Source organism: Prosthecobacter sp. Pr1, assembly GCF_057652315.1.
Map to the genome: position 1 here is coordinate 60963 of NZ_JBYFBS010000005.1, position 26268 is coordinate 87230.

General features: G+C 60.6%; 20 protein-coding genes. 14 read left to right on the forward strand and 6 right to left on the reverse strand.

All coding sequences use genetic code 11. The annotated features are described in order from the left end of the window. Positions 1–74 precede the first annotated feature (74 nt). Genes AC24GY_RS09875 through AC24GY_RS09885 form a run of 3 tightly spaced genes read right to left on the reverse strand, consistent with a single transcriptional unit; the run spans position 75 to position 1814 of the window. Positions 75–770 carry a phosphoribosylanthranilate isomerase gene (locus AC24GY_RS09875; RefSeq protein ID WP_487682432.1) on the reverse strand — a complete coding sequence of 232 codons (696 nt, stop codon included), beginning with the start codon at positions 768–770 and terminating at the stop codon, positions 75–77. Beyond that, on the reverse strand, positions 760–1275 hold the full coding sequence (locus AC24GY_RS09880; protein ID WP_487682434.1) for a response regulator: 516 nt from the start codon (positions 1273–1275) through the stop codon (positions 760–762). The genes AC24GY_RS09875 and AC24GY_RS09880 overlap by 11 nt, the downstream gene beginning before the upstream one ends. 11 nt (positions 1276–1286) lie before the next feature. Next, positions 1287–1814 carry a hypothetical protein gene (locus AC24GY_RS09885; RefSeq protein ID WP_487682436.1) on the reverse strand — a complete coding sequence of 176 codons (528 nt, stop codon included), beginning with the start codon at positions 1812–1814 and terminating at the stop codon, positions 1287–1289. A 147-nt stretch (positions 1815–1961) separates the two neighbouring features. Here AC24GY_RS09885 and AC24GY_RS09890 point away from each other — a divergent pair, with 147 nt between their 5' ends. Then, positions 1962–3137: a serpin family protein gene (locus AC24GY_RS09890; protein ID WP_487682438.1), complete on the forward strand. Its 1176-nt coding sequence runs from the start codon at positions 1962–1964 to the stop codon at positions 3135–3137. Positions 3138–3149: 12 nt separating this feature from the next. Continuing rightward, positions 3150–4634 carry an amidase gene (locus AC24GY_RS09895; protein WP_487682440.1) on the forward strand — a complete coding sequence of 495 codons (1485 nt, stop codon included), beginning with the start codon at positions 3150–3152 and terminating at the stop codon, positions 4632–4634. Between the two features lie 144 nt (positions 4635–4778). Here the strand turns inward: AC24GY_RS09895 and AC24GY_RS09900 are convergent, their stop codons facing one another. Beyond that, on the reverse strand, positions 4779–5534 hold the full coding sequence (locus AC24GY_RS09900) for an AraC family transcriptional regulator (protein WP_487682442.1): 756 nt from the start codon (positions 5532–5534) through the stop codon (positions 4779–4781). Between the two features lie 73 nt (positions 5535–5607). On the opposite strand from AC24GY_RS09900, the gene AC24GY_RS09905 reads away from it, so the two are divergent. The 4 genes from AC24GY_RS09905 to AC24GY_RS09920 all read left to right on the forward strand — a co-directional run bounded on the left by AC24GY_RS09905 (position 5608) and on the right by AC24GY_RS09920 (position 11556). Then, positions 5608–5970, forward strand: a complete 363-nt coding sequence (locus tag AC24GY_RS09905; protein WP_487682444.1) for a hypothetical protein — start codon at positions 5608–5610, stop codon at positions 5968–5970. 111 nt (positions 5971–6081) lie between these two features. Then, the gene (locus AC24GY_RS09910; protein WP_487682446.1) at positions 6082–9243 is read left to right on the forward strand and encodes a DUF1553 domain-containing protein; all 3162 of its coding nucleotides are present in this window, start codon (positions 6082–6084) and stop codon (positions 9241–9243) included. A gap of 7 nt (positions 9244–9250) precedes the next feature. Further along, entirely contained in the window at positions 9251–10051 is an 801-nt protein-coding gene (locus AC24GY_RS09915) for a DUF4058 family protein (RefSeq protein WP_487682448.1), read from the forward strand. Between the two features lie 56 nt (positions 10052–10107). Next, positions 10108–11556: a DUF1501 domain-containing protein gene (locus AC24GY_RS09920; RefSeq protein ID WP_487682450.1), complete on the forward strand. Its 1449-nt coding sequence runs from the start codon at positions 10108–10110 to the stop codon at positions 11554–11556. 45 nt (positions 11557–11601) lie between these two features. Here the strand turns inward: AC24GY_RS09920 and AC24GY_RS09925 are convergent, their stop codons facing one another. Beyond that, complete coding sequence (locus AC24GY_RS09925) at positions 11602–12564, reverse strand: FHA domain-containing protein (RefSeq protein ID WP_487682452.1); 963 nt, start codon at positions 12562–12564, stop codon at positions 11602–11604. A gap of 88 nt (positions 12565–12652) precedes the next feature. Then, the gene (locus AC24GY_RS09930) at positions 12653–13378 is read right to left on the reverse strand and encodes an AraC family transcriptional regulator (protein WP_422322450.1); all 726 of its coding nucleotides are present in this window, start codon (positions 13376–13378) and stop codon (positions 12653–12655) included. Positions 13379–13453: 75 nt separating this feature from the next. On the opposite strand from AC24GY_RS09930, the gene AC24GY_RS09935 reads away from it, so the two are divergent. From AC24GY_RS09935 to AC24GY_RS09970, 8 genes are read left to right on the forward strand one after another with little or no spacing between them, the layout of a single operon-like run. Continuing rightward, on the forward strand, positions 13454–14350 hold the full coding sequence (locus AC24GY_RS09935; protein ID WP_487682454.1) for a dihydrodipicolinate synthase family protein: 897 nt from the start codon (positions 13454–13456) through the stop codon (positions 14348–14350). Continuing rightward, entirely contained in the window at positions 14347–15210 is an 864-nt protein-coding gene (locus AC24GY_RS09940; RefSeq protein ID WP_487682456.1) for a proline racemase family protein, read from the forward strand. Before AC24GY_RS09935 ends, AC24GY_RS09940 begins: the two co-directional genes overlap by 4 nt. Beyond that, positions 15207–17387, forward strand: a complete 2181-nt coding sequence (locus AC24GY_RS09945; RefSeq protein WP_487682457.1) for a prolyl oligopeptidase family serine peptidase — start codon at positions 15207–15209, stop codon at positions 17385–17387. The genes AC24GY_RS09940 and AC24GY_RS09945 overlap by 4 nt, the downstream gene beginning before the upstream one ends. Further along, positions 17384–18625 carry an NAD(P)/FAD-dependent oxidoreductase gene (locus AC24GY_RS09950; protein ID WP_487682459.1) on the forward strand — a complete coding sequence of 414 codons (1242 nt, stop codon included), beginning with the start codon at positions 17384–17386 and terminating at the stop codon, positions 18623–18625. Before AC24GY_RS09945 ends, AC24GY_RS09950 begins: the two co-directional genes overlap by 4 nt. Beyond that, on the forward strand, positions 18622–20367 hold the full coding sequence (locus AC24GY_RS09955; RefSeq protein WP_487682461.1) for a hypothetical protein: 1746 nt from the start codon (positions 18622–18624) through the stop codon (positions 20365–20367). The genes AC24GY_RS09950 and AC24GY_RS09955 overlap by 4 nt, the downstream gene beginning before the upstream one ends. Before the next feature lie 2 nt (positions 20368–20369). After that, positions 20370–23153: a sialate O-acetylesterase gene (locus AC24GY_RS09960; RefSeq protein ID WP_487682463.1), complete on the forward strand. Its 2784-nt coding sequence runs from the start codon at positions 20370–20372 to the stop codon at positions 23151–23153. 15 nt (positions 23154–23168) lie between these two features. Continuing rightward, complete coding sequence (locus AC24GY_RS09965; RefSeq protein ID WP_487682465.1) at positions 23169–24704, forward strand: sulfatase family protein; 1536 nt, start codon at positions 23169–23171, stop codon at positions 24702–24704. Then, entirely contained in the window at positions 24701–26248 is a 1548-nt protein-coding gene (locus AC24GY_RS09970) for an L-serine ammonia-lyase, iron-sulfur-dependent, subunit alpha (protein ID WP_487682467.1), read from the forward strand. Before AC24GY_RS09965 ends, AC24GY_RS09970 begins: the two co-directional genes overlap by 4 nt. The last annotated feature ends 20 nt before the right edge of the window (positions 26249–26268 follow it).

Consider the following 26268-nt stretch of genomic DNA (forward strand, 5'->3'; position numbering starts at 1 on the left):
CGAATGGCGAGAGCTGCACAAGCACTCTGTTTCTCCATCCCTCACCACCTTCAGTGGCCCATTCTTCGGCAGCCTTAAACCTCTGCCTCCCCTTCCGTGAGTTCTTTGATGCTCCCCGCCGCCCATCCATCCCGAGCTTCAGAGATAAACCGCGCCACTTGCAGCAGATCCTTGCTGCCCGGCAGCGATTCCACACCACTGGCCACATCCACAGCTAGGGGCTGCGTCTGCTCCACCGCCTGACGCACGTTGTCAGGGGTCAGCCCCCCGGAGAGCAGAAAGTTCTTGGTTGGAAACATTTCCTTGGCACGCACAGCGAGTTCCCACGGAAAAGCATGCCCGCCACCGCCGTAGGTGCCGGGATTGTAGGCATCGAGCAAGATCGACTCGCACGGAAACTCGCCGATCTGCGCCAGAGACGCCGCATCTCGCACCTGCAGCGCCTTGATGACGTTCACACCGCGCTTCATCAGCCGCTCCACATCCGTCGGCGTTTCATCACCGTGGAGTTGCAGTGCTTGAAACAACTGGCTGGAGATCGCCGCATCCAGCAGCGCTGCATCCGGATTCACCAGCACGGCCACCAAGGCATTCTTTGCCGCCACGTTCTGCAGTGAATTCATCGCCACCTCCAGGGGCATGTGGCGTTTCGACTTGGGCCAGAGATTGATGCCCACGGCATCCGCACCCATCGCAAAGATCACCGCAGCCTGCTGGGGCTGGGTGATGCCACAAATTTTGACACTGCGACGCTGAGGATCAGGGAACATGAGGGGGGGGGAAAGGTGGGAAGTTAAATCCTTGGCGCTCTGGCAGCAAGGATGCCGTCACAGCGAGGAGCACATCGAGCTTCGGCGGCAGCGGCATGCTGCCACGCACGCGCACATCACGCTGCAGTTCCTGAAACCGCAGCCCATCCCCGGGCTGAATAAGGAAAATCACCGGCGGCGCGGCATGCACGCCGGAATGCACCATCGGGTAGGCCTTGCTCAGCAGGCGGTCCAGCATGTCGCCCGCCATGTCAGGCAGCGGCAGCGAAAACAAAAACAGCGAGTACTCACGCTGCAGCGCCAGCTCAAAGGCACGCTCTCCGCTGGGAGCATCGTCCACCTCGCAGATGCGGAAGGCCATCAGCGCCTCGCGAATCACACGCCGGTAGGGCAGGCTTTCCTCTGCCAGCAGGACACGTGGAATCGCTGGCGCAATCGGATCAGGTGCGAAAACTATGTCAGCTGCCGTTACCGCAGCAGGCTTCTCGACCGGGGCACTTTTCATGGAAAGCACTTTCAGCTTTCCGGATACACCGCCACGGCCATGACGCCTTCACTGGGCAGCCAGCCGACCACTTCCACCCTCTGGAGCGGCTTGACCGACGATCCCATGCCTTTGCGCACAGTTTCCAAAACTTTCTTCTGCGTGTCCTCGGTCACCGTCGAGCCAAACAACCCGGCCAGATCAGAAAGCATGGGCGCAGGCGCATTCACACCGCCAGCCGTGGTCACCGGCGTGCGTGTTTGCCCGCAGGCGAGAATCGTGTCACGGATGGCTTCCGGCGTCATCGCCCCCGAAACCACCACCAGCCTGCGCAGGCGGGTCTCAGCTGTCGGCGATTGCACAATGGCAGGCGCAGGAACCGCCGCTACGGCGCTAACCGGGGGCTTGATTGACTTGGAAGGCTTCAAAAAGCCACGCGGCCCGTCTGCATGAAACGACGCACCGGCGCCCAAAGCCTGCGGCAGCATGGGTTCCTCCGCGCTCAAAGCAGCGGAAGAAACAAGGAAAACAGCGACCAAACGAAAGACAGAAAATTTCACGAAGGCGCGGTTTTTATCATGTCGGCTCTGAAGTGACAATGATAAAAATCAGAAGGGACGCGATTTCGAGGGCCGCAGTGCATTCCAAACTTGCGCCAAACCGGCCGCCCGGACTAGGATTCAGGGATGCGCACTTGCATTCTGAGCATGCTCCTTGCCTTCCACAGTCATGCAGCGCAGCCCCAGCTGGCGGCACAGGCGGTCAATGAGCACGCCTTTGAGCTGTTTCAGCTTTTCCGCCCGCTGACGGAGGGAAACTTCTGTTTTTCCCCCTTCAGCTCCCATCAGATGGCCGCCCTCCTGATGACCGCAGCGGATGGTGACAGCCGCAAGGAGCTCGCAGCGCTGGCCCACCTGAAGGGCGACTCAGCCAAGGAGACCGAAGATCTCAGCGCCATGCGCTCCGCTCTGGCGGACACGGTGAGACGCGGCTCCCTGACCATGGAAATGACAAACTCGCTCTGGGCGGCCAGCCCGGCCACCTTTGAGCCCGGTTTTCTTTCCACCTCCCAGACTTTGTTTGGAGCCTCGCTGCACAAACTGCCCGCCGGAAACGCCGCCGCCTCTGCTGCGGCTGTGAATCTCTGGGTGCGTGAAAAAACACGGGGCCGCATTCCCCAGATCGTAGGCCCATCCTCTTTTTCAGCCCCGGCAAAGTCCGTCGTCGCGGTAAACACCCTCTTCCTCAAAGGCCGCTGGAAAAGCCCCTTTGAACTGGAAAAAACCAAGCCGCGCGCATTTCACACTCCTGAAAAAGGAACCGTCATGCTCCCAATGATGATGCAGTTCGCAGAGTCGCCCCACTACGCAGAGTCTGAATCGTGGCAATTCATCACGATGCCCATGACAGACCATGAGGTCCGCATGCTGGTGCTGCTCCCTCGTGATGAAGCCTCCCGCAAGAAAATCGAAACCGGGCTCACACTCGAGCATTGGAACTCCATCCAAAAACAGAGCGCCGACTGTGATGTCAATCTGATGCTGCCGAGATTCGGTTACAGCACGCAGCTGAGCCTCAAGGCGCTCTGGCACACACTGGGCGTGAAGAGTCTTTTTCAAACAGACACCGCCAACCTTTCCAAAGGACTGCCCGGCGGTGGCTACTTCATCAGCGACGTCGCGCATGAAGCCATGATCGAGGTCAATGAACTCGGGGCAGAGGCCGCCGCCGTCTCAGCGGCCCCAGCAGCTCCGTTTTTCGGCGAATCCGAAAAGCCCAAACGCCGGCTCGTCAGCTTCAATGCCAACCGTCCTTTCATCTGGGCTTTGCAGCACGACACCACCGGCTTGATCCTGTTCATGGGTCGCTATGCCGGATCTTAGCCCCTTCCCCCCATGAACCGCCGCCGCCTGCTCCAATCCGCCGCTTTGGCCCTGTGTCCGGCATCATGCGCTAAACAGCACCACAGTCCCCTGCCCTACACGACGCTCGACGAACTCTCCGCCATGCTCAAAGCGGAACACACCACGCCCCTGCTGCTGGTTGAGCATTTCCTCGAACGCATCGCGCAGATCGACAAAAGCGGTCCGCAAATCAATGCCGTCATCGAGTTAAACCCAGCCGCAAAATCCCTCGCCGCCACGCGCCCGCCCGGCCCACTGCACGGTCTGCCCATTCTGATCAAGGACAACATCGAAACCGCAGACGCCATGCAGACCACCGCAGGTTCGCTGGCCCTGCGCGATCACAAGCCGCAGCACGATGCCGTCCTCGTCACCCGCTTGCGTGAAGCAGGCGCGATCATCCTTGGCAAAACCAATCTCAGCGAATGGGCGAACATCCGCTCGCCCAATTCCACCAGCGGCTGGAGCGCACGTGGCGGCCTCACCCGCAATCCCCACAGCCTCACCCACAGTGCCAGCGGTTCCAGCTCCGGCTCTGCCGCCGCAGTCGCGGCAGGACTCGCCCCCGCAGCCATCGGCACGGAGACCAACGGCTCCATCGTCAGCCCCGCCAGCGCCTGCGGCATCGTCGGCTTCAAGCCCACCGTCGGCCGCATCAGCGGCAGCGGCATCATCCCCATCACCCACTGGCAGGACACCGCAGGCCCCATGACCCTCACCGTCAAAGATGCCGCCCTTCTCATGCAGGTGCTCGCCACAGGTTTCACCGTCGATTTAAAACCAGACGCACTCAAAGGCGCACGCCTCGGCGTGGTGCGCAGCCAGTGCGGCAAAAACACGCAGGTGCTCGCCCTGTTTGAAATCGCGCTCAAAAAATTGCGCGATGCCGGAGCCGTCATCATCGATCCGGTGCGCCTGCCCAACTCGGGCGCCGCAGGTAGCTTCTCCTGGCAGGCCATGCTCATCGAGCTGCGCACGGATTTAAACGCTTATCTCGAACAGCGCGGCAGCGACGTGCGCTCTCTTGCCGAACTCATCGCTTTCAACGAAAAAAACCGCGAAGCAGAAATGCCGCACTTCGACCAGGAGTTCTTCGAGCAGGCGGAAAAACTCAGCACCCCGGAGATCATCGCCGAAGGGGCCGAGTTGAGAGAAAAAGCCCGTCGCCTCGCCGGCCCGGAAGGCATCGATGCCGCTCTACAGTCTCACCAGCTCGACGCCCTGATCTGCCCCACCAACGATCCCATCGGCCGCATTGATCTCGCCCACGGCGACACCAACGACCGCGTCGCCAGCACCCCCGCCGCCGTGGCCGGTTACCCACACCTCACCGTGCCGCTGGGTTTTGTCGACTCCCTCCCCATCGGTTTCTCATTCATGGGCACCGCAAACGCCGATGCCCGCATCCTCGCACTGGGGCATGCGTTTGAGCAGATCACACAGGCCAGACGCGCACCGGAGTTTCGCAAAACCTAGAGCATGTTTAAATCTTGGCGAGCTATCCTCAGCCAAGGTGTCTGTAGTGAATACCTGCCCGTTTCCGTTCTAACTTTTTCATTTTTTGCGTTTCTTTGCGGCCATCCCTCTGGCTCAGGCCCCTGCAACAACCATCCCTCGTCCTCACCCCCGCTTCGTCCCCTTCGGCACCCGCTGCTCCCGATACTCCGCCGGCGTCAGCCCCATGATGCGCCGAAAGCACCGCGTGAAATGCGCGTGGTCGAAGAAACCCAGCTCCACCGCCAGTGCAGCCACCGTCTCCTCTGTTTCCGCCAACCGCCGGCAGCCGGCCTCCACACGCACGCGCAGCAGATACTGCCGCGCCGAGGAGCCAAAGACACGCCGAAAGCTGCGGTCAAACTGGCTCTGTGAAAGCCCGCACATGCGCGCCATCGCTGCACTGCTCAGCGCAGCGTCCGGATGCTGATGCATCTGCTCGATCACCTTGGCAAAGCGCGCCTCCCCCGAGCTGCGGCTGCGCACCTGCTCCACCTGGCGGGAGAATCCGGCGACGCCGATAATGTTTCCCTCCGCATCACGCAGCGGGATCTTGCTGGAGATGACAAGGCGCGGCGAGCCCTCCGCCTCCGGCGCACTTTCCAAACGGTTCACAATGGGCGTCCCCGTGCGCATCACGATCTCATCATCCGCGTGGTACTCAGCAGCGCGGCTGTGCGGGAAGAAGTCCTCGTCGGTTTTGCCAATGGCATCCTTCTCATGCTTCACCCCGCAGTAGTCGCACCCTCGGCGGTTGATAGCCATGAAGCGCCCCTCGCGGTCCTTGATGAAAAACGACAAATCCGGCAGCAGGTCAAAGAGCCGCGCCAGCTCCGCACCGCGTACCCGTCGTAGAAATGCCTGTGGTGAAATCGCCGCCATAATGCGCGTATTTTACACAAGCATGCCATGCCCATGCAAGACGGCATTGCAGCTCTCAGCGTATTCTAGAGTCATGAAGTACCTCCAGCATTCCCTGCTCCAGCGCCGCGAGCAGCTACGGCGCATCGCCGCAAGCCTCCACCGCGGCCACACCCGCGATCTGCCTCAGCTCGATGCCTTGCTCGGCGATCAGGAAGTCATCCGCTCATTCAATGACGCGGAGTTGAAAGACCTCTTTCTCGTCATCAAACATCACCGGCCGGATCTGGCGCTCATGCTGCTCACCCATGTAAGAACCCCCAAGGAGCGTCTGAGTCTGGGAAATTGCCTCGCCGCCATTTGGAGCCGCATCGACATCAACGCCGCCTGGCACGCCATCACCGCCAGCAGCCTTCCAGAATCCGAACGCCTCGCGCTGCGCAGTGCGATGGTCTGACGACAAATGTCGGCCACAAATCAGCCAGATCGGCGCAAAAATTCGCGCGAAAGCTTCGTAAGCATAATCATACCAGTCAGCAACATTTTCATACCAAACCGCAAAACCTGCATGCGTTTCAATCCCACCTTGCTTTTCACGCTCCTTGCCTCCTCAGCAGTTGCGGCGCAGCCGATTGGCTTCAACAAGGACATCCGACCCATCCTTGCAGACGCCTGCTTCCATTGCCACGGCCCCGATCCAGGAACGCGCAAAGCCGGACTGCGCCTCGATACCGAGGCCGGTTTCTTCACTGCCAAGGAAGGTGAAAAGCCCACGGTCATCAAAAACCAGCCGGAGATCAGCAACCTCTTCCAGCGTCTCATCACCAAGGATGAAGACGAGCTCATGCCGCCGCCGGAATCGCACAAGACGCTGAAGCCGGAGCAGATCGCTCTGGTGAAGGAATGGATCGCCCAAGGTGCCTCATGGCAGCCGCATTGGTCTCTCATCCCCCCGCAGCGTTCCGCGGAGCCGCAGGTCAAAGACAGCGCGTGGATCAAAAATCCGGTGGATCGCTTCATCCTCTCCAAGCTCGAAGCCGCCGGCCTCAAGCCCAACGCGCAGGCAGATGCACACTCGCTCATCCGCCGCGTTTCGCTGGACATCACCGGCCTGCCACCTTCACCGGAACTCGTGGCCCGCTACGCGCCGAAGGATGGCGCCCCCATTTCCGACGCCGCCTACTCCGCGCTCGTCGATGAACTCCTCAAATCCCCCGCCTATGGCGAGCACCGCGCGCGCTACTGGCTGGATGCCGCACGCTACGCAGACACCCACGGCCTTCACTTCGACAAAGAGCGTGAGATCTGGCCCTACCGCGACTGGGTTGTGAAAGCGTTCAATCGCAACGAGCCCTTCGATCAATTCACCGTCGAACAGATCGCCGGCGACCTCCTGCCCAAGCCCACCGAAGACCAGCTCATCGCCACCGGCCTGCAGCGCTGCAACATCACCACCAATGAAGGCGGCACCATTGACGAAGAAAACCTGGCCAACTACGCCAGTGATCGTGTGCAGACTCTCGGTTGGGTCTACATGGGCCTCACCACCAATTGCGCCCAGTGCCACGATCACAAGTTCGACCCCATCACGCAGAAGGACTACTACTCCCTCGCCGCCTTCTTCCGCAACACCACGCAGAAGCCCAAGGACGGCAACGTGAAGGACGGCCTCGGCCCCATCCTCGTACTGCCCACCGACAAAGACCGTCCGCGCTGGACCGCCCTGCCCACCGAAATCGCCGCCGCGAAAACGAAGCAGAACGATTCACGCAAAGCCGCCAAGCCGCTCTTTGACCTCTGGCTCACCAGCGCCAAGCCCGAAGACTTGGACAAAGACGTGCCCACCAAGGGCGTCACCGCCCATGTGCCCCTCAATGAAGGCACCGGCAGCGAAGTCACCGGCACCTGCGGCACCGCCAAGACCTTCAAGGCCGTCGGTGAAGTCACCTGGAAGCCCGATGGCAAACTCGGCCCAGCCCCCGTTATGAAACCCAACGGCACCTTTGAAATCGGTGACGTGGGCGACTTCGAAAAAGATCACGCCTTTAGCTATGGCGCCTGGGTGCGCGCAGATCGCGCCGGAGTCTCCGGCAGCATCCTCGCCCGCATGGATGAAAAGAACGGCTATCGCGGCTGGGACCTCTTCCAGAGCGACACCCGCCTCTCCGTTCACATCGTCAGCAAATGGCCTGACGATGCCATCAAGGTCTCCACCGCCAAACCCGCCCTGCGTCCCGGCGTGTGGCAGCATGTGTTCGTCACCTACGATGGCAAAGGCAAAGCTGGCAGCGTGCGCATCTATGTCGATGGCGTCGAAGCTCCCATCAAGCCCGACACCAATGCCCTCAAAGGCAGCATCAAAACCACCACACCCACCCGCATCGGCCAGCGCAGCAATGGCGCCTACTTCAGCGATGGCGGCGTGCAGGACGTGCGCATCTACGACCGCCAGCTCTCCGCCACCGAAGTGCAGACGCTTTCCAAAGTGGGCCCTCTTCGCACCATGCTCGCTGCGAAAAAGCGCGGCCCCAAGCAGCAGGAGGCACTCTTTGAGCATTTCCTCGTCACCCGCGACGCCGCCTATCAGGCAGCCCTCGCCACCAGTACCAAGCTCACCGCCGAGCAGGATGCCATCAAAGCCCGCAGCCCACTCACCCACATCCAGGAAGAACGCATGGACACCAAGCCCATGGCCAACATCCTCATGCGCGGCCAGTATGACAAAGTCGGCGAGGCCGTCGATGCCGCCGTGCCCGCAGCCCTCGGCAAACTTTCCGCCGATGCCCCCAAGAACCGCCTCGGTCTCGCCAAGTGGCTCGTCAGTCCGGAGAACTCCCTCACCGCACGTGTGACGGTGAATCGCTTCTGGCAGGAGCTCTTCGGCACCGGTCTGGTCAAGACCACCGAAGACTTCGGCATCATGGGCAATCCACCCACGCACCCCGAACTGCTCGACTGGCTCGCCGTGGAATTCCGCACCAGCGGCTGGGACGTGAAGCGCCTCTTCAAGCTCTTCGTCACCTCTTCCGCCTATCGTCAGGCCGCCATCCTCACACCGGAGAAAATCGAAAAAGACCGCGACAACGCCCTCCTCTCCCGCGGCCCGCGCTTCCGCATGGACGCCGAGATGATCCGCGACTACGCCCTCGCCGTCAGCGGCTCGCTCTCGCCCAAGATGGGAGGCCCCGGCACCATGCCCTACCAGCCGGAAAACGTCTGGGAAGTCGTCGGCATGGGCACCGAAAAGTACAAGCAGGACAACGGCGAAAACCTCTACCGCCGCACCCTCTACAACTTCTGGAAGCGCACCGCCCCCTCACCCAACATGGAGGTCTTCAACGCCCCCACCCGCGAAGTCAGCTGCGTCCGCCGCGACCGCACCAACACCCCGCTGCAGGCCCTCGTCACCATGAACGACCCCCAGTTCATCGAAGCCGCCCGCAACCTCGCCCAGCACACCCTCAACAACGTCAAAGGTGACGACACCACCAGGCTCACCGACATCGCCGAGCGTGTCCTCTGCCGTCCGCTCAAAGCCCAGGAAACACCCATCCTCACCGCCAGCCTCGCCGACCTCCGCAAATTCTACAGCGCCCAGTCAGCCGACGCCGAAGCCCTCCTCAAAGTCGGCGAATCCAAACCCGACGCCAACCTCCCCAAACCCGAACTCGCCGCCTGGACCATGCTTTGCAACGAGCTCATGAATTTGGACGAAGTCCTGAACAAGTAAGCCCCAAGTGCCCGCCGATGCCCCATACCCCTTCCCGGGACTGAACCCCTACTTTGAAGAGCAGTGGTTTCAGGTGCATCCGTGCATGATCGCAGCCTCGCTTTCTCGCCTGCAGCGGCAGATGCCGGCGGACCTGCGAGCCTCCATTGAAGAAGGCATGAAAATCTCCACTCGCTTCAAGGACGAAAAAGAGATCCAGCCTGACGTGAGCGTCTGGAAGGTACGCGAAGATACCTTGCTGGCCTCCGCCCCGCCCAATTTTTCACCGCCCATCGTGCGGGATGTCACCTCCCCGAAACCCCGGCATCTAACCATCCGACAAACCAGCGGTGAATTGGTGACTGTGATCGAGTTTCTCAGCCCCACTAACAAGCACGGCGTGGGAGCCCATGCGTATCTTCAAAAGCGACTCGGCCTCATGGAGTCGGGAGTCAATCTCGTTGAGATCGATCTCATTCGAAAATGGGGGCTCGCTCTTCTTCAGTTTGAAGACGACAACATGGCAGACTCGATCCGCATCGACAATGGTCGCCTGCCTCCTCATGCCACGACTGTTTTTCGCGCTGAACTGCCCCTCCAGCGCGAGCTTTATCGCGTCACTTATCAGCAACCCCTCCCCGCCATCCGCGTCCCCCTTCGCCCGGACGACCAGGACATCTGGCTGAATCTTCAGGAACTCGCCGAGCTGTGCCATGCCGACTGCGGCTTCGACAAGAGCACTGATTACAGCCGCGATCCCGAGCCCCCTCTCGCACCCGAGGACGCCATCTGGCTCGACTCACATCTCAAATCCACCCGCCTCCGCTGACAAGCCCCTCGCCCTTCGGCAACTTGAAACTTTAAACCTTAAACTTGTAACTTCTTATGAGCCTTCTCCACGAATGGGATATGTACCAAACCCGCCGCCAGCTTTTCGCGCGCGGCAAAAATGTACTCGGTGGTGCTGCGCTTGCATCTCTCCTCGGCGAATCATTTGCCAACGCCTCAAACAATGCCGCCATGGGGCCGCAGTTTCCGCCGAAGGCGAAGCGCGTGATCTACTTGCACATGGTTGGCGGTCCTGCGCAGATGGACTTGTTCGACTACAAGCCCGAGATGCAGAAGTGGTATGACAAAGACCTGCCGCCGAGCATCCGCAATGGCCAGCGTCTCACCACCATGACCAGCGGCCAGGCGCGATTCCCCATCGCACCTTCGAAGTTCAACTTCGCCCAGCGCGGCCAGTGCGGCATGTGGATGAACTCCGATCTCCTGCCCAACCTCGCCAAAAACGCCGACGACATCTGCTGGATGCGCTCGCTGCACACGGAGGCCATCAATCATGAACCCGCCATCTGCGCCATGCAGACCGGCAATCAGATCACCGGCCGCCCCTGCCTCGGCTCCTGGGCCTCCTACGGCCTGGGTTCCATGAATGAGAACCTGCCAACCTTCGTCGTCCTCATCGCCACGCCGACAAACCGCGAGCAGGAGCAGGCCATCTCCTCCCGCCTCTGGTCCAACGGCTACTTGCCAGGCGAACACGCAGGCGTTTCCTTCCGCAGCAAGGGCGATCCCATCCTCTTCATCAACAACCCGCCCGGCGTCCCTGACAGCGTGCGCAAGCGCACCATCGAAGGTCTCAACGCCCTCAACGAGATCAACTACAAGCAGGTCGGCGATCCCGAAACGCACACGCGCATCCAGCAGTACGAAATGGCCTTCCGCATGCAGGCCAGCGTGCCCGAACTCACCGACATCAACAGCGAACCCGAGCACATCTTCAAGCTCTACGGCGAAGAAGCCCGGAAGCCCGGCACCTTTGCCAACAGCGTCCTCATGGCCCGCCGCCTCGCCGAGCGCGGCGTGCGCTTCACCCAGATCTACCTCAACAACTGGGACCACCATAGCAACGTCGGTGGCCGCATGCCCAGCCAGTGCAAAGACGTCGATCAGCCCTGCCACGCCCTCATCGAAGACCTCAAACAGCGCGGCATGTTTGACGATACTCTCATCATCTGGGGCGGTGAATTCGGCCGCACCATCTACAGCCAGGGCGGCCTCACCAAGGAAAACTACGGCCGCGATCACCACCCCCGCTGCTTCACCATGTGGATGGCCGGCGGCGGCTCCAAAGGCGGCGCCATCTACGGCGAGACCGACGACTTCAGCTACAACATCGTCAAAGACCCTCTCCACATCAGCGACTTCCACGCCACCGTCCTCCAGCTCCTCGGCTTCCATGCCGACCGCTTCAGCTTCAAGTTCCAGGGCCTCGACGCCAAGCTCATCGGCGTCAATCCCGCGAAGCCCGTGAAGGCGCTGATGGCATGATTGAGGAAAACAAGGACAATCGCCAGGCTGCGCGGTGACTCATCGTCACCGCCGCGCCGCACGCCTGCTTTTCCACCTCTCCCAGCCCAACATCATCACAAACAGCCCGCCCAGCACCATGCCGGGCCCAGCCAGTGCAAGGAGTTGGTTCTGACTTTCCTCCTCCGCATTGTGCTTGGCCAGTGATCGGTACTGCGTGCCGTCCACTTCCAGCGTGGCCACCTCCAGCGTTCCTTGAGTGCCCAGCATGTTCAATTTCTTGTTGTCGAAATGCTCTTTCACAAACCCAATTTTCGCCACACTGCCCGGTCGGCTCCACATGGGATTGTAGCGCAGATCGTCCGGTAGTTCGATGGTACGCGGCAGCCCCAGATCGGTGTGCAGTTCCGTGGTCCGGTTCGCCTTCCGGCCACGAACCGAGACTCCCGTGATCCGCCCTTCTTTGATAACGAGGTCAGCCGGTTTAAGCGGCCCGGACACATCGAAAAAGGCCAGCTTGGTGATCAATCCGCCGATACCTATCAGCACCAAGCCTATCAAAATCATCAGCAGGTGATCCCGCTTGCCCCCCGCCAGACTGGTCACATCACCCAGCTCGGTACGGTAAATGACGCGCGGTGAAGGTACACGTTCGGGCATCGGAGTTCGGACGACAGATGGCTGTTCATGCTCCTCCATCATGGGGGGAGGATCGATTTGCAGCGGCTGAAAGGAATTCGGCATCAGGATTGGCTGCGCCTGCATCACTGGCCCCCTCGTCGCCTCGGGTACATCCCGGTAAATCAGTTCCAGCTGTCCGGCTACAATGCGGTCTCCATCGTGCAACGCAGTCACGCGCACAGGCTGTCCATTGACCCACACCGCAGCCCCGTCATAGGCCCCCAGATGCCAGCCGCCATCGAGCTCAGCAATCACAAAATGCCTCGGCATCAGTCCCATCTCCGCCCGCACCGGAATCTGCACCGACGGATCGCTCCCCACACAGGTCTCCCCGCCTGACAAAGGCATGGAATGGCCCGTAGGGGCGATCAAGGAACGCGACATCCAAGCAGGCTACAAACACCTGATGAAATTGGCAAGCGTCGTTCTATGGAAATTATATATCCCGATTCAATCCCCTGTACTTCCCCGGTGCCATCCCCGCATACCGCGAGAAATGCCGCGTAAACGCGCTCTGGTCACACCACCCCGTTTCGATGGCAATGTCCGCCAGCGAGTGATCCGTCTCACGCAGCAGGCACGTCGCCTCATCCAGCCTCAGCTTGTGCAGCAGTTGCAGCGGACTCATTTGAAACAGCCGCTGCACCCGCTGCTCGAACTGATACACGCTCAATCCCGCCTTTTTCGCGATGTCCTCGATGCGCAGGCTCTCCGCAAAGTGCTGCTGCATGTGCTTCAGCGCCGCCGCCAGTTCCGCGAAGCCACTCGCCTTGTCACTCGGTGCATTCAAATCCCGCGAGATGCCAGCCACTCCGATGATGCGCCCATTCACAGCCCGTAGCGCATGCTTCGTGGTCAGGCACCAGCCCGCCTTGTGTCCGGGATAAATGTGCAGCTCCAGCTGATGCTCCACCGGCTTTCCCGTTTTCAGCACCGCCTCATCCTGCCTCGCATAGCTGGAGGCCAGCGCCGCCGGAAACACCTCCGCAGGCCGTTTGCCAATGAGCTTCGTCTTGTCGCCTCCCGCACAGCGGTCCGCCAGCGTCTGATTCACCCGCGCATACCGGCCCGCAGCATCCTTGATGAAAAACACCACATCCGGCAGCGCATCAAACAGCGCCTCCGTCGTCGCGTGCTCGGAGAATGGGCCGGGAGATTCCATGGTTTTGACTGAATTGGCAGCCCATCGGTCAAAAAGCAATCAAGACCCTTCAGCCATCCCGAATCATCCTCAGCCATGTCTCTACCCAAATGGTCCGGCGTCTTCCCGGCAGTCGTCACTCAACTCCACGAAGATCAGTCCCTCGATCTCCCCGCCTCAGCCCGCCACTTCGAAGCCCTCATCGACTCCGGCATCTCCGGCCTCATCGTGTGCGGCTCCCTCGGAGAGAACCAATGCCTGCAGCCCGATGAAAAACGCGCCGTGCTCAAGTGCGCCATCGAAACCGCCAAAGGCCGCATCCCCGTGGTCAGCGGCGTGGCAGAGACGAGCACGCGTGCCGCCATTCAATACATGCAGGATGGCGAGCAGCTCGGCGCCGCCGGCTTCATGGTCATGCCACCCATGGTTTACAAAAGCGATCCGCGCGAGACCGAGCACTGGTTCCGCACGCTGGCCAAGGCCACGCCCCTGCCCTGGATGCTCTACAACAATCCCATCGGCTACCACACCGATGTGACCCCGGAGATGTTCGCCCAGATCGCCGACATCGAAAACCTCACCTCCATCAAGGAAAGCAGCGCCAACCCACGCCGCATCACCGAACTGCGTAATCTAGTTGGAGATCGCTACCAGCTCTTCACCGGCGTGGATGACCTCATCCTCGAATGCAGCATCCTCGGCATCGACGGCTGGGTCGCAGGCAGCGGCATCGCCTTCCCCAAAGAAAACCAGCATCTCTGGGAACTCACCCGTGCAGGCCGCTGGGATGAAGCCCGCACCCTCTACCGCTGGATGCAGCCCCTCATGAAGCTGGATACCCACATCCACTTCGTGCAATACATCAAACTCCTCTGTCAGGAAACCGGCCTCGGCAAAGAGTGGTGCCGCGAGCCCCGCCTGCCCCTCACAGGAACTGAACGCGAACAGGTCCTCAAAATCATCCGCGATGCACTGGCCCGGCGCCCGCTATGAAGCGCATCCCCATCATCGACTCCCACACCGGCGGCGAGCCCACGCGTGTCGTGCTTGGCGGTATGAGTCCCGAGGATCTCGAAACCTACCGCCGCGCCATCCTCTGCGAGCCACGCGGGCATGAAGTCATCGTGGGTGCACTTCTCACGGTGCCCAAGGATGCCTCCTGCATAGCAGGCGTCATCTTCTTCAACAACGTCGGCCGCCTCGGCATGTGTGGCCATGGCCTGATCGGCCTCATCACCACCCTGCGGCATCTGGGAAGCATCTCGTCAGGCGAGCACCGCATCGAAACCCCCGTCGGCATCGTCACTGCCACCTTGCATGAAGATGGCCGGGTGAGCATCCGCAATGTTCCCTCTTACCGCAAAGCCAAAGCCGTTCAGGCAGGCGGCACCAGCGGAGATGTCGCTTATGGTGGAAACTGGTTTTTTCTGGTGTCCGATCACGGCCTTGCCCTCACGCGCGAAAACATCCCCCAGCTCACCCAGGCCAGCCTCGCCATGCGTGATGCCATTCATGCCGCCGGATTCCCCGAGGTCGATCACGTCGAACTCTTCGCCCCTGCGCACGATCCCGCAAATCACAGCCGAAACTTCGTCCTCTGTCCCGGCGGCGAATACGACCGCTCCCCCTGCGGCACCGGCACCAGCGCCAAGCTCGCCTGCCTGGCCGCAGATGGAAAACTCGCCCCCGATGAAATCTGGCGGCAGGAAAGCATCATCGGCAGCGTCTTCGAAGGCAGCTACATCCTCACGGAAAACGGCATCATTCCCACCATCACCGGCACCGCCTTCATCACTGCCGAGTCCACTCTCATCCTTGATCCTGCTGATCCGTTTCAACTTGGCATCCCATGAAATCAATCCTGCTGCTGCTTCTATCAACGAGCGCCATGGCTGCTGACTTCGAGCAAGCACTCAGCCTGCCCAAGCGCACCGAAAACCTCGTCTTCCGTGATCGCGTCAAAGCAAACTGGCTCCCCGGCGGCAAGTCATTTTGGTACCGCATTCAATCCGGACCAAAAACCCAAGAGTTTGTCCTTATCCAGGCCGACACCGGCGAACGCAAAACGGCCGCATCACTCAAAGCCCTCGGCCTGCCAGAGCAGGAGGCGCTCAAATCCTCCACCGCCCATATCGAACTCCGCCGCACCTCCCGCACCGGCGAGGAATCCGGCCTCAAGTTCATCAATCAACTCGATGCCGACGTCGATCTCTTCTGGGTCAATCAGCAGGGCGAGCATATCCGCTACGGCGGCATCCGCGCGGGCGCAGAACGCGAGCAGCACACCTTCGACGGCCATGTCTGGCTCATCACCAGCCGCACCGGCGAACATCTTGCCATCATCGAAGCCGGCCCTTTGGTGCAGACACTCATCATCGATGGCAGAGGCATCACTAAAGCTAAAGTGGAAGACAAGAAGCCCAGGGAGCCCGGCTTCAGATCACCTGACGGCGCATTCCTTGTCACGAGCGAGGCCACCCCCGTCACGCGCCGCCAGATCACCATCGTGGATTCTTCTCCCAAAGCAGGCGTTCAACCCAAACTCAAAGTCCTCGACTACCTCAAGCCCGGAGATCCCCTGCCCAAGCCGCAGATGATCATCACCCGCAAAGACGGCCAGAAGATTCGTGTGCCCACGGACCTCTATCCAAACCCCTTCACCGAATCCGGCAAGCTCGATGTCACATGGTCTCCGGATAGCCGCGAGTTCTACTTCAATTACAACCAGCGCGGCCACCAGCTCTACCGCATCCTCGCCGCCGATGCCCAGACCGCCACAGCTCGCATCGTCATCCAAGAAACCTCCAAAACCTTCATCGACTACACCCACAAAACCTGGCGTCACTGGCTGCATTCCTCTCACGAGCTCCTTTGGATGAGCGAGCGCGACGGCTGGTGCCAGCTCTACCTTTACGACACCCAAACCGGCAAAGTAAAAAACCAGATCACCAAAGGTTCATGGCCAGTCCGCGAAGTCCTTCACGTCGATGACTCAAAGCGCCAGATCTGGTTCCTCGCCAGCGGCCTGCGCAAAGACGAGGATCCCTACCACCTTCATCTCTGCCGCGTGAACTTCGACGGCAGCAGTTTCCAGCAACTCACCCAAGGCGACGGCAATCACCACATCGAGTTCTCCCCAAACCGCGAATTCTTCACCGACACCTATTCCCGCGCCGACCTCCCGCCCGTCCACGAACTCCGCCGCAGCCGCGATGGCAGCCTCGTCTGCGAATTGGAAAAAGCCGATGCCACAAAACTCCTCGCCGCAGGCTGGACCATGCCCGAGCGCTTCGTCGCCAAAGGCCGCGATGGCACCACCGACATCCACGGCATCCTCATCAAGCCCTCGCACTTCGACCCCGCAAAAAAATATCCCGTCATCGAAGACATCTACGCCGGACCTCACAGCGCCTTCGCACCCAAGGACTTCGGTCGCCTTCTCAATCAGCACATCCTCGCCGAGCTGGGCTTCATCATCGTCAAACTCGACGGCATGGGCACCAACCATCGCGGCAAAGCCTTTCACGATGTGTGCTGGAAAAACATCAAAGACGCCGGATTCCCCGACCGCAAACTCTGGATCAAAGCCGCCGCCCAAACCCGCCCCTGGATGGACCTCACCCGCGTCGGCATCTACGGCGGCAGCGCCGGAGGCCAGAACGCCATGCGTGCCCTTCTCGATCACCACGACTTCTACCACGTCGCCGTTGCCGACTGCGGCTGCCACGACAACCGCATGGACAAAATCTGGTGGAACGAGCAGTGGATGGGCTGGCCCGTGGATGAAAGCTACGCCCGCAGCTCCAACAAAGACGACGCCCACAAACTCCAGGGTCACCTCCTCCTCATCGTCGGCGAACTCGATACCAACGTCGATCCCGCCACTACAACCCAAGTCGTCGGCGCCCTCCAAAAAGCCAACAAGACCTTCGACTTCATGCCCATCACTGGCACCGGCCACGGCGCCGCCGAGACACCCTACGGCTCACGCCTCCGCATGGAGTTTCTCGTCCGCCATTTAAAGCCATGAGCACCCGCATCACCATCCTCGGTGCCGGCGTCATCGGCCTCAGCACGGCGCTCTACTGCGCCCGTCGCGGCATGCAGGTCACCATCATCGATCAAAAGCCCGCGCAACGCGATGGCTGCTCCTTTGGCAATGCCGGCATGATCGTCCCCAGCCACTTCATTCCACTCGCAGCCCCTGGCATGGTCAAACTAGGCCTCAACTGGATGTGGAATCCCGAGTCTCCTTTTTACATCAAGCCCCGCCTCGATCTCGACCTCCTCTCATGGGGCCTGCACTTCTGGAAAGCAGCCACCGCCCAACGCGCCGCTGCCGCCGCACCTGTGCTGCGAGACCTCAGCCTGCTAAGTCGCCAGTGCTTCAAAGACATCGGCCTCGATTTCGGCCTGGTCAAAAATGGCCTCCTCATGCTCTGCAAACAGCAGCAGACTCTTGATGAAGAAGCCCACATGGCCGCTCAGGCAAATGCCCTCGGCATCCCCGCCCAAGTCCTCGATGCCAAAGCCACCGCCTCACTCGATCCCAACGTGACCATGGATGTTTGCGGCAGCGTCTTCTTTCCCAGAGACTGTCATCTCTCACCCTCACGCTTCATCTCCTCCCTCGAAACTGAACTCACACGCCTCGGCGTTCAGTTTCTATGGGAAACAGAAGTGAAAAGTTTCAAGGTCGAAGACCGCACCCTGCGCGCGATCAATACAACAAGAGGTCAGGTCGAAGGTCAGGAAGTGGTGCTTTGCAGCGGCGTCTGGTCCGCAGATCTGGCAAAGTCACTGAATCTCAATCTGCCGATGCAAGCAGGCAAAGGTTACAGCCTCACTTTGCCGCAGCCCGCCCAACTTCCGAATCTGTGCAGCATCTGCACGGAGTCCCGTCTCGCCGTCACCCCCATGGATGGTGCATTGCGCGTCGGTGGCACGATGGAAATGGCCGGCATCAATGAATCCATCACCCAGCGCCGCGTCAGTGGCATCACCCGGGCGTTTCCGCAGTACTTCCCAGCGTTTAAGGAAAGTGATTTCGCCAAAGTAAAACCCTGGAGCGGCCTGCGCCCCGTGTCACCCGATGGCATGCCTTACATCGGCCGCACCCAGCGCTGGAAAAACCTCACCCTCGCCACCGGCCATGCCATGATGGGCCTCAGCCTCGCTCCCGCGACAGGAAAGATCATCAGCGATCTGCTTGCAGGAGAGAATCCACCCTTGTCGCTCGATTTGATGTCACCCGACCGCTTTGCATGAAAACCGCACTTGCCACCCTTCTCTTCGTATCGACGGCTGCGCTGGCGCTGGACCGCCCCAAGCTCCAAATCATCAATGCAGCGCCAAATGCAGTGGAGGTGTTTTGGCTGAATCCGGAAGGAGTGCGTGTTGCCAATGGCAAAATCGAACCCGGCGCAGACAACATCATCGGCACTTCCATCGGGCATCGCTTTGTCATTGTGGATAGCGACAAGGAAACAGAGGTGATCAGCAAGGTGCCGGTGCAGGGCTTCCGCTACGACCCCGCGGCGAAGGATGGCGTGCCGGCATGCTACACCCAGCGCACCAGCGCAGGAGGCTTCCCCATCGTGGCTACGGCCAAGGTCAATCCCTATGCACTCAAGGAGGTGGCCCACCTTCTCGGTCTCATGCTTGCGCATCGGCCAGACGTCCGCCAGGCAATGACCGACAGCGGCGCACGCATGATCATCCTGGCGCATGATGAATACACCACCGATCTGCCGGAATTTGCCCGTCTCGCAGACAAGCCGGTGAAGGGTTATGAAAACCTGACGGCCAAAACTTACTGGGACGTTCGCGCACGCGGCCTGGGCGGCAGCAGGACCGATCCTTTCTGCTCCTGCGCCGAAGAAAACGTGCTGGCCTTTCCCGGCGATCCTTATGAAAAGGAGTGCATCGTCATCCATGAGTTTGCCCATAGCATTCATCTGCGCGGCATGGTGAACGTGGACCCGACTTTCGACACACGTCTGAAGGCGGCCTATGATGCAGCGATGAAGGCCGGACTATGGCGCGGCAAGTACGCCAGCGTAAATCATCACGAATACTGGGCGGAAGGCGTGCAAAGCTGGTTTGACGACAATCGCGTGAACGACCATGACCACAATCATGTGCATCTGCGCACGCAGCTCATCGAGTATGATCCAGGTCTCGCTGCGCTGTGCCTCGAGGTCTTTGGAGGAACGGAGCTGCACTACACCAAGCCGACAAAACGGCTCACCGGCCACATGGCGGGATATGATCCCACCAAAGCCCCGGCCTTCTCGTGGCCTGAGCCGATGCAGGCAGCGCGGCAGCTGATCCAGGCCAAGGCACGGAAGCGTGATGCGGAGGCCAATAGTGGGCGCGAGATCCGCGACATTGAAGGCTGGAAAGTGCACATCAGCCCTGAACTGCTGGACCATGAAGCAGAGGCCACAGCGAATGCGCTGAAGCTGCTGACGCTGCAGCTGCAGGAAATCGTGCGGGTCGTTCCGGCCAAGGCAGTGGTGGAGCTGCGCAAGGTGCCGCTGTATTTCAATCCGCAATACCCCAAGTCACAACCACGCGCCGAATACCACCCCGGCTCAGGCTGGCTCAAGGAAAACGGCCGCGACCCCATGATGGCAAAAGGCGTGGAGTTCTCCAACGTGCGCATCTTTGAGGCCGAAATGCGGCGCATGCCCAACTTTGCGCTGCATGAACTGGCCCATGCCTACCATGACCGCGTGCTCGGCTTTGAAAATGCGGAGATCGAGGCCGCCTTTCAGCATGCAAAAGCTGCCGGAAAATACGACAGCGTGCAGAGGCAGGACTCCGAAGGGCGCAAGCGGCTGGCCAAAGCCTACGCCATGACCAACGCAAAGGAATACTTTGCCGAAAGCTCGGAGGCCTATTTCACCCGCAATGATTTCTTTCCCTTCACGCGCGCGGAGCTGAAGCAGCATGATCCCGAAATGCTTGCCCTGCTTGAGAAACTCTGGGGTATCCAACCAACTTGATCATGAAACACATTCTCCTGTTCGCCTCGTTCCTTGCCATGTCGCTGCCCGCTGCGTCGAAGCCGCTGAAGGTCTTCATCCTCGCCGGGCAGTCGAACATGGAGGGGCATGCAAAGATCGAGACGCTTGACTACATCGGCGATGATCCCGCCACCGCGCCGCTGTTGAAACAGATGCGCGGAGCAGATGGCACGCCGACAGTGTGCGATCACACTTGGATTTCATACTACACCGGCAAATACGACGGCAGCGCGAATGGAGAGGGCACCGGCAAGCTCACGGCTGGCTTTGGCGCGCGAGACGATGCGACGAAGCCGAACGGCAAGATCGGGCCGGAGTTCACCTTCGGCCTCACGATGGATGCTGCACTGAAGGAACCTGTGCTTATCATCAAGACCGCGTGGGGCGGCAGAAGCCTGAACACCGAGTTCCGCCCGCCGAGCGCGGGGCCGTATGAACTCAACGACTACCAGAAGAAGCTCTACTACGGCCCGCCGGGTCACGGTGTCCCGAAGGACATGACCCAGTGGCTTGCGGAGAAGAAACAGGAAACTGGGCGCTTCTATCGCTACATGGTCGAGCATGTGAAGCGTGTTCTCGCTGATCCAAAGCGCGTGTGCCCGGCCTACGACGCTACACAGGGCTACGAAATCGCGGGCTTCGTCTGGCTGCAGGGATTCAACGACATGGTGGACAGCCACACGTATCCTGAGCGCGGCAAGCCCGGGCGGTATGCACTTTACAGCGACCTGCTGGCCAAGTTCATCCGCGACGTGCGCAAGGATCTGAACGCCCCCCAGATGCCATTCGTCATTGGCGTCATGGGCATCGGCGGCGCGAAAGCCAGCCCTGACATTCTTTCCTTCCGTGAGGCAATGACCGCGCCATCACTGCTCCCCGAGTTCAAAGGCAACGTCGTCGCCGTGCAGACCGCGCCGTTTTGGTCAGAGGAACTCGGAGTCATCGACGACAAGAGAGCTCAGGTCCGCCAGATGGGCTTCCACCTAAACTCAAAGCACAAAGACCACGCCAACGCCAACGGCCACATGACCGAAGAGCAGAAGCGCGAGTATTTGAAACAGTTCGAAGCGAAGCTCATCTCCCCTGCTGAAGTGGCTCTCTGGCAACGCGGCGCATCCAATGCCGGCTACCATTATCTCGGCTGCGCCAAGACCTTTGCACTCATGGGCCGCGCCTTCGCTGAAGCCATTGTTCATCCTACGCAGCAATCGCCTGCGGCGAAACCCCAGGAGGGCGAGATGGCCGGTTATCTGTTTGGTCCTGCGGAAAAAGTGCCGGAGGAGTTCAACGGCGGCTTTTCCCTCTACGCCGCAGCATGGCCGCTGGTGTCGACTTATCCCGGACATAAGTTCCAAACAGGACTCTGCGGCACCTGGATGCATCCGCAGTACGAGGAGGGGAAAAAACCAGAAGGCAAATGCTACACCGACATCGAAGGCGGGCTCGGCTGGTGGCGTGACACACACTTCCCCACCACCACGCCCAAGTTCATCATGGGCGGCGTGGGGCCGAATTTTTCCTTCATTGCCAATGGCCCCGGCTACGGCGCAGGCACCTGGGAAAAGCCGCGCGGGCAGTATGGCGTGGCACAGCTCAGCCCGTGGCTGCTGTTTCCACTGGATGGCCTGAACCTCAAGCAAGGCACCAGTGGCGAACTCTTTGGTTACGGCTATCTGCCTCTGCCGCTAACCAATCCCAAAACCACCACGGCGGGCAGGAACACGCCCACAGGAAATCAATGCTGGACGCTCTTTCTCAACACCGCAAACTTCAAGGGGCCCGCCACTTTCTTCACACCCTTCTTCTGGACTCAGGCCACAGTCGACCACCCGGAGTGGGCAGACATGCTGCTCGACTCACGCCCCGCCGGCCCCAACAAAGCCATCCAGATGGAGACGCAACACGTGCCCGCCGTTCTCACAAAAGACGCAACCGGCAAGGAATACGCACGCGTGGCACCGACGGCATTCCCCATCGGCCCCGACGGCACATCCACCGTGCTGCACCGGCTCACTGCTTATAAAAAAGCAGCCCTGTGGGATGACGTGCAAAAATGGTTCGATGGCGGCGCACCTGCCGATGGCGCGATCAAAGCAAACGCATCCGTTGTTCATACCTTCCGCGCAGGCGGCGGCTCAAACTGGAGCATCTATCCACCAGGCACCAAGCGGGAGGAGAAAGTGCCGCTGGCATGGAGGGACTTTGCCACCTCCTTCACACCAGATCCAATCACCTTTGGCTATCAGTGGAGCAAACAACTCACACGCAGCAGTAGCTCGCTCGTCACTCTTCCGGAATACTACGCGCTGGGAACCAATGGCAAAAAGCCGCAGTGGAATGTACTGCCGCCTCAGGCAGTGCCTGCGGAACTGGGCCTCACGCAGCATTGCTTTGAGCCACCCGCCGAAAAGCCGCAGGAGCCACGTACCACACCTGATGATGCAGCCAGTTGCTGGAAGAAACCCGGCCCCGCCGCTGGCCCCTTCAAAGCCCGGCTCGGCGATGGCAGTGTAGTGACCTATTATTGGTATCGCTTCGCCGACCAGCCCGCGATGCTCAATGCCGACCTCACCGACGAAGAGCGTGAGCAAGTGCAGGCCCGAGTGGAGAAACTTCACCGTGCCTGGACCAAAGACCGCGACTACCTCGTTCCACCCGATGTCGGCACACTAGCGCACATTGATCCCGCCTTGATCCTCACACCACCCAATGGCCTTGAGGCAGGCTATGTCCCAATCGCCACTCGCCAGGAGTTGGAAAAATAGCCATCGATGCACCTCATGAGATCACTGGGCTTGCTCCTGCTGCAGATCACCTTGGTTTGCGGCCACGCGCTCGCGGTCACAAAGCCCCATGTGCTGCTCATCCTCGCGGACGATCTCGGCTACGGCGATGTGCGCTGCTACAATGATCAGTCGAAGGTCCCCACACCAAACATCGACCGCCTAGCGCGTGAGGGCATGCGGTTCACCGATGCACACAGCCCGGCCACCGTTTGCACGCCATCACGCTACAGCCTCATGACGGGCCAGATGGCATTTCGGGTGCCGAATGGCGGCACGGTGTTTCAGGGGGCTGGCGGTCCTTCTTTGATTGCGCCGGGCCGGCTCACACTTCCCGCCTTGCTAAAAAGCCAGGGCTACGCCACCGCAGCCATCGGCAAATGGCATGTAGGCCTCACCTTTCGCGACAGCCTCGGCGAAGCGATTCGCCAAGGTCGATTGGAAGACGTGCGGCGCATTGATTTCACACGTCGCATCGAAGGTGGGCCGCTGGATCACGGCTTTGAGCACTTCTTCGGCACAGCCTGCTGCCCCACGACCGACTGGCTGTATGCCTTCATTGATGGCGACCACATACCCGTGCCACCCACGGCCCCCATCGACAAATCGAAACTGTCCAAGCACCCGTACGCGAACGACTGCCGCGCAGGCCTCATCGCCCCAGATTTCCCGATGGAGGAAGTGGATCTGCTCTTCCTCAAGAAAAGCCGCGAGTTCATGGAAGAGCATATGCGCACCACGCCGGACAAGCCCTTCTTCCTCTACCACGCCACCCAGGCCGTGCATCTGCCGTCCTTTGCCGCGCCTGAGTTCCAGCACAAAACCCAGGCCGGCCCGCATGGCGATTTCATCGGCGAGCTTGATCACATCATCGGTGAGTTGATGAAGGAACTCGACAAGCTCGGCATCGCGGACAAGACCATCGTTTTATTATCCAGCGACAACGGCCCCGAAACCACCAGCGTCGTTCACATGCGCAGCGATCATGATCACGATGGCGCCAAACCCTGGCGCGGCATGAAGCGTGATGCCTGGGAGGGCGGCCACCGCGTGCCGCTCATCGTCCGCTGGCCGGGTCATGTGAAAAACGGCAGCAGCAGCGATCAACTCGCCAGCCTCACCGATGTGATGGCCACCCTCGCCGCGGTCACCGGCGCGGAGCTTCCGCACAATTCCGCAGAGGACAGCTTCAATCTGCTGCCAGTGCTCGAAGGCAAAGCAACAGCACCGGTCCGCCCGTATCTCCTCGCGCAGGCCTTCGGCGGACAGCGCACGCTTTCCATCCGCCGAGGCTCGTGGAAATACATCGACCACCGAGGCTCTGGCGGAAACAACTATGCCAACCCCGAGTTGAAACGATTCGCTCTGCCCGAAGTTGCACCTGAAGCACCAGGCCAACTCTACGATCTCGCCAGTGATCCCGGTGAAACCACCAACCTCTATTTCAAACACCCCGAAATCGCCGCCGAGTTGAAAGCCCTGCTCGACAAATCCAAAGCCGAAGGCCGCAGCGCCGCCCCCAAACAACCATGAGCGCCGTCTCCATCTTCAATGACGTTATCGGTCCGGTGATGCGCGGACCTTCCAGCTCTCACTGCGCTGCGGCACTGCGCATCGGGCGGCTGGCGCGTGATCTGATGGAGGAAAACATCACGGACGTGCTGGTGGAGTTTGACCGTGCAGGCTCGCTGCCCACCACACATGAAAGCCAGGGCAGTGACATGGGTCTCTTTGGCGGATTGCTCGGCTGGGACGCCGATGATGAGCGGCTGCCCGACTCCGCGCAGGCGCTCGCAGATGCCGGGATCAAGCTGCGCATCGAAACCGTGGACGCAGGAGATCCGCATCCAAACACCTATCGGCTGATGCTCCGCAATGCCCATGAACAGCACACGCTCATCGCCATCTCAACCGGAGGCGGCATGATGGAGGTGTTCAGCATTGATGGCGTGCCCATGCCCATGGACGGTGGCTATCATGAGACGCTCATCTGGCTGCCAAAGACCGTCTCCGCAGAACTTGAGGCCGATGAAGTCCTGCATCATGACGCAGGCGAATGCCAGATCCTCCAAGTCAAGTCGGCGGCATTTGTAGCCACGGATCACCTGCCCGTCATTGCCGTCAAACGACTCTCTCCCGTGCTCCCCGTGCCTTCTCGTAAAGACATGCGCGTGCCGTTTACAAGCTGCACTGAGATGCTCACCCACGATGGCGAGCGCCACACGCCACTGTGGCGACTGGCCGTCGAGTATGAAATGGCGCGCGGAAATTTCACCGAGCGTGAAGTCATCGACAAGATGATCACCATCGTGCGCATCCTCCGCAAGTCGATCGCCAGCGGCATCGCTGGCACGCAGTATGAAGATCGCGTGCTCGGACATCAAAGCGGGCGCTTCAATGAGCTCATGCAGGCGGGCAGGCTCCTCGATGGCGGAGCGCTCAATCGCATCGTGCTCTACGTCACCGCCTTGATGGAGGTCAAAAGCTCCATGGGCGTCATCGTTGCCGCACCAACGGCGGGCGCCTGTGCGGCGCTGCCCGGTGCGGTGATCGGCATGGCGGAGGCTCTCGGCAAGTCCGAGGAGGACATGGCTCTGGCCATGCTCGCGAGCGGAATCATCGGCGTCTTCATCGCCACGCGCTGGACCTTTGCCGCAGAGGTGGGCGGCTGTCAGGCGGAGGGTGGCGCTGCCGCCAGCATGGCCGCCGCCGCACTCGTCACACTCGCAGGCGGAACGCGGGATCAGGCTATCGCCGCAGCCTCAATGGCGTTTCAAAGCATGCTCGGTTTGATCTGCGATCCCATCGCCAATCGCGTCGAGGCCCCTTGCCTTGGCAAAAATGTCATGGCCGCCAGCAACGCCCTTTCCTGCGCCAACATGGCCCTCGCCGATTTCGATCCGCTGATTCCCCTCGATGAAGTGATCGACGCCGCCAAAAACGTCGCCGCCATGATGCCGCGCGAGCACCGCTGCACCTCCCTCGGAGGACTGGCGATCACGCCGACATCGCTGGAGATCGAGCGCAAGCTGGGCGCTCGCAAAGCGCAGGGCTGCGGTGGCTGCGGGTGTCATTGAATGCGGGCGGCTGAGAAGCA

What these genes read in the sequence shown, in the direction of transcription:
- AC24GY_RS09875 (WP_487682432.1), bottom strand. Translation starts at nt 770, where the DNA reads ATGTTCCCTGATCCTCAGCGTCGCAGTGTCAAAATTTGTGGCATCACC.
- AC24GY_RS09880 (WP_487682434.1), bottom strand. Translation starts at nt 1,275, where the DNA reads ATGAAAAGTGCCCCGGTCGAGAAGCCTGCTGCGGTAACGGCAGCTGAC.
- AC24GY_RS09890 (WP_487682438.1), top strand. Translation starts at nt 1,962, where the DNA reads ATGCTCCTTGCCTTCCACAGTCATGCAGCGCAGCCCCAGCTGGCGGCA.
- AC24GY_RS09895 (WP_487682440.1), top strand. Translation starts at nt 3,150, where the DNA reads ATGAACCGCCGCCGCCTGCTCCAATCCGCCGCTTTGGCCCTGTGTCCG.
- AC24GY_RS09900 (WP_487682442.1), bottom strand. Translation starts at nt 5,534, where the DNA reads ATGGCGGCGATTTCACCACAGGCATTTCTACGACGGGTACGCGGTGCG.
- AC24GY_RS09905 (WP_487682444.1), top strand. Translation starts at nt 5,608, where the DNA reads ATGAAGTACCTCCAGCATTCCCTGCTCCAGCGCCGCGAGCAGCTACGG.
- AC24GY_RS09910 (WP_487682446.1), top strand. Translation starts at nt 6,082, where the DNA reads ATGCGTTTCAATCCCACCTTGCTTTTCACGCTCCTTGCCTCCTCAGCA.
- AC24GY_RS09920 (WP_487682450.1), top strand. Translation starts at nt 10,108, where the DNA reads ATGAGCCTTCTCCACGAATGGGATATGTACCAAACCCGCCGCCAGCTT.
- AC24GY_RS09925 (WP_487682452.1), bottom strand. Translation starts at nt 12,564, where the DNA reads ATGCCTTTGTCAGGCGGGGAGACCTGTGTGGGGAGCGATCCGTCGGTG.
- AC24GY_RS09930 (WP_422322450.1), bottom strand. Translation starts at nt 13,378, where the DNA reads ATGGAATCTCCCGGCCCATTCTCCGAGCACGCGACGACGGAGGCGCTG.
- AC24GY_RS09935 (WP_487682454.1), top strand. Translation starts at nt 13,454, where the DNA reads ATGTCTCTACCCAAATGGTCCGGCGTCTTCCCGGCAGTCGTCACTCAA.
- AC24GY_RS09940 (WP_487682456.1), top strand. Translation starts at nt 14,347, where the DNA reads ATGAAGCGCATCCCCATCATCGACTCCCACACCGGCGGCGAGCCCACG.
- AC24GY_RS09945 (WP_487682457.1), top strand. Translation starts at nt 15,207, where the DNA reads ATGAAATCAATCCTGCTGCTGCTTCTATCAACGAGCGCCATGGCTGCT.
- AC24GY_RS09950 (WP_487682459.1), top strand. Translation starts at nt 17,384, where the DNA reads ATGAGCACCCGCATCACCATCCTCGGTGCCGGCGTCATCGGCCTCAGC.
- AC24GY_RS09955 (WP_487682461.1), top strand. Translation starts at nt 18,622, where the DNA reads ATGAAAACCGCACTTGCCACCCTTCTCTTCGTATCGACGGCTGCGCTG.
- AC24GY_RS09960 (WP_487682463.1), top strand. Translation starts at nt 20,370, where the DNA reads ATGAAACACATTCTCCTGTTCGCCTCGTTCCTTGCCATGTCGCTGCCC.
- AC24GY_RS09965 (WP_487682465.1), top strand. Translation starts at nt 23,169, where the DNA reads ATGAGATCACTGGGCTTGCTCCTGCTGCAGATCACCTTGGTTTGCGGC.
- AC24GY_RS09970 (WP_487682467.1), top strand. Translation starts at nt 24,701, where the DNA reads ATGAGCGCCGTCTCCATCTTCAATGACGTTATCGGTCCGGTGATGCGC.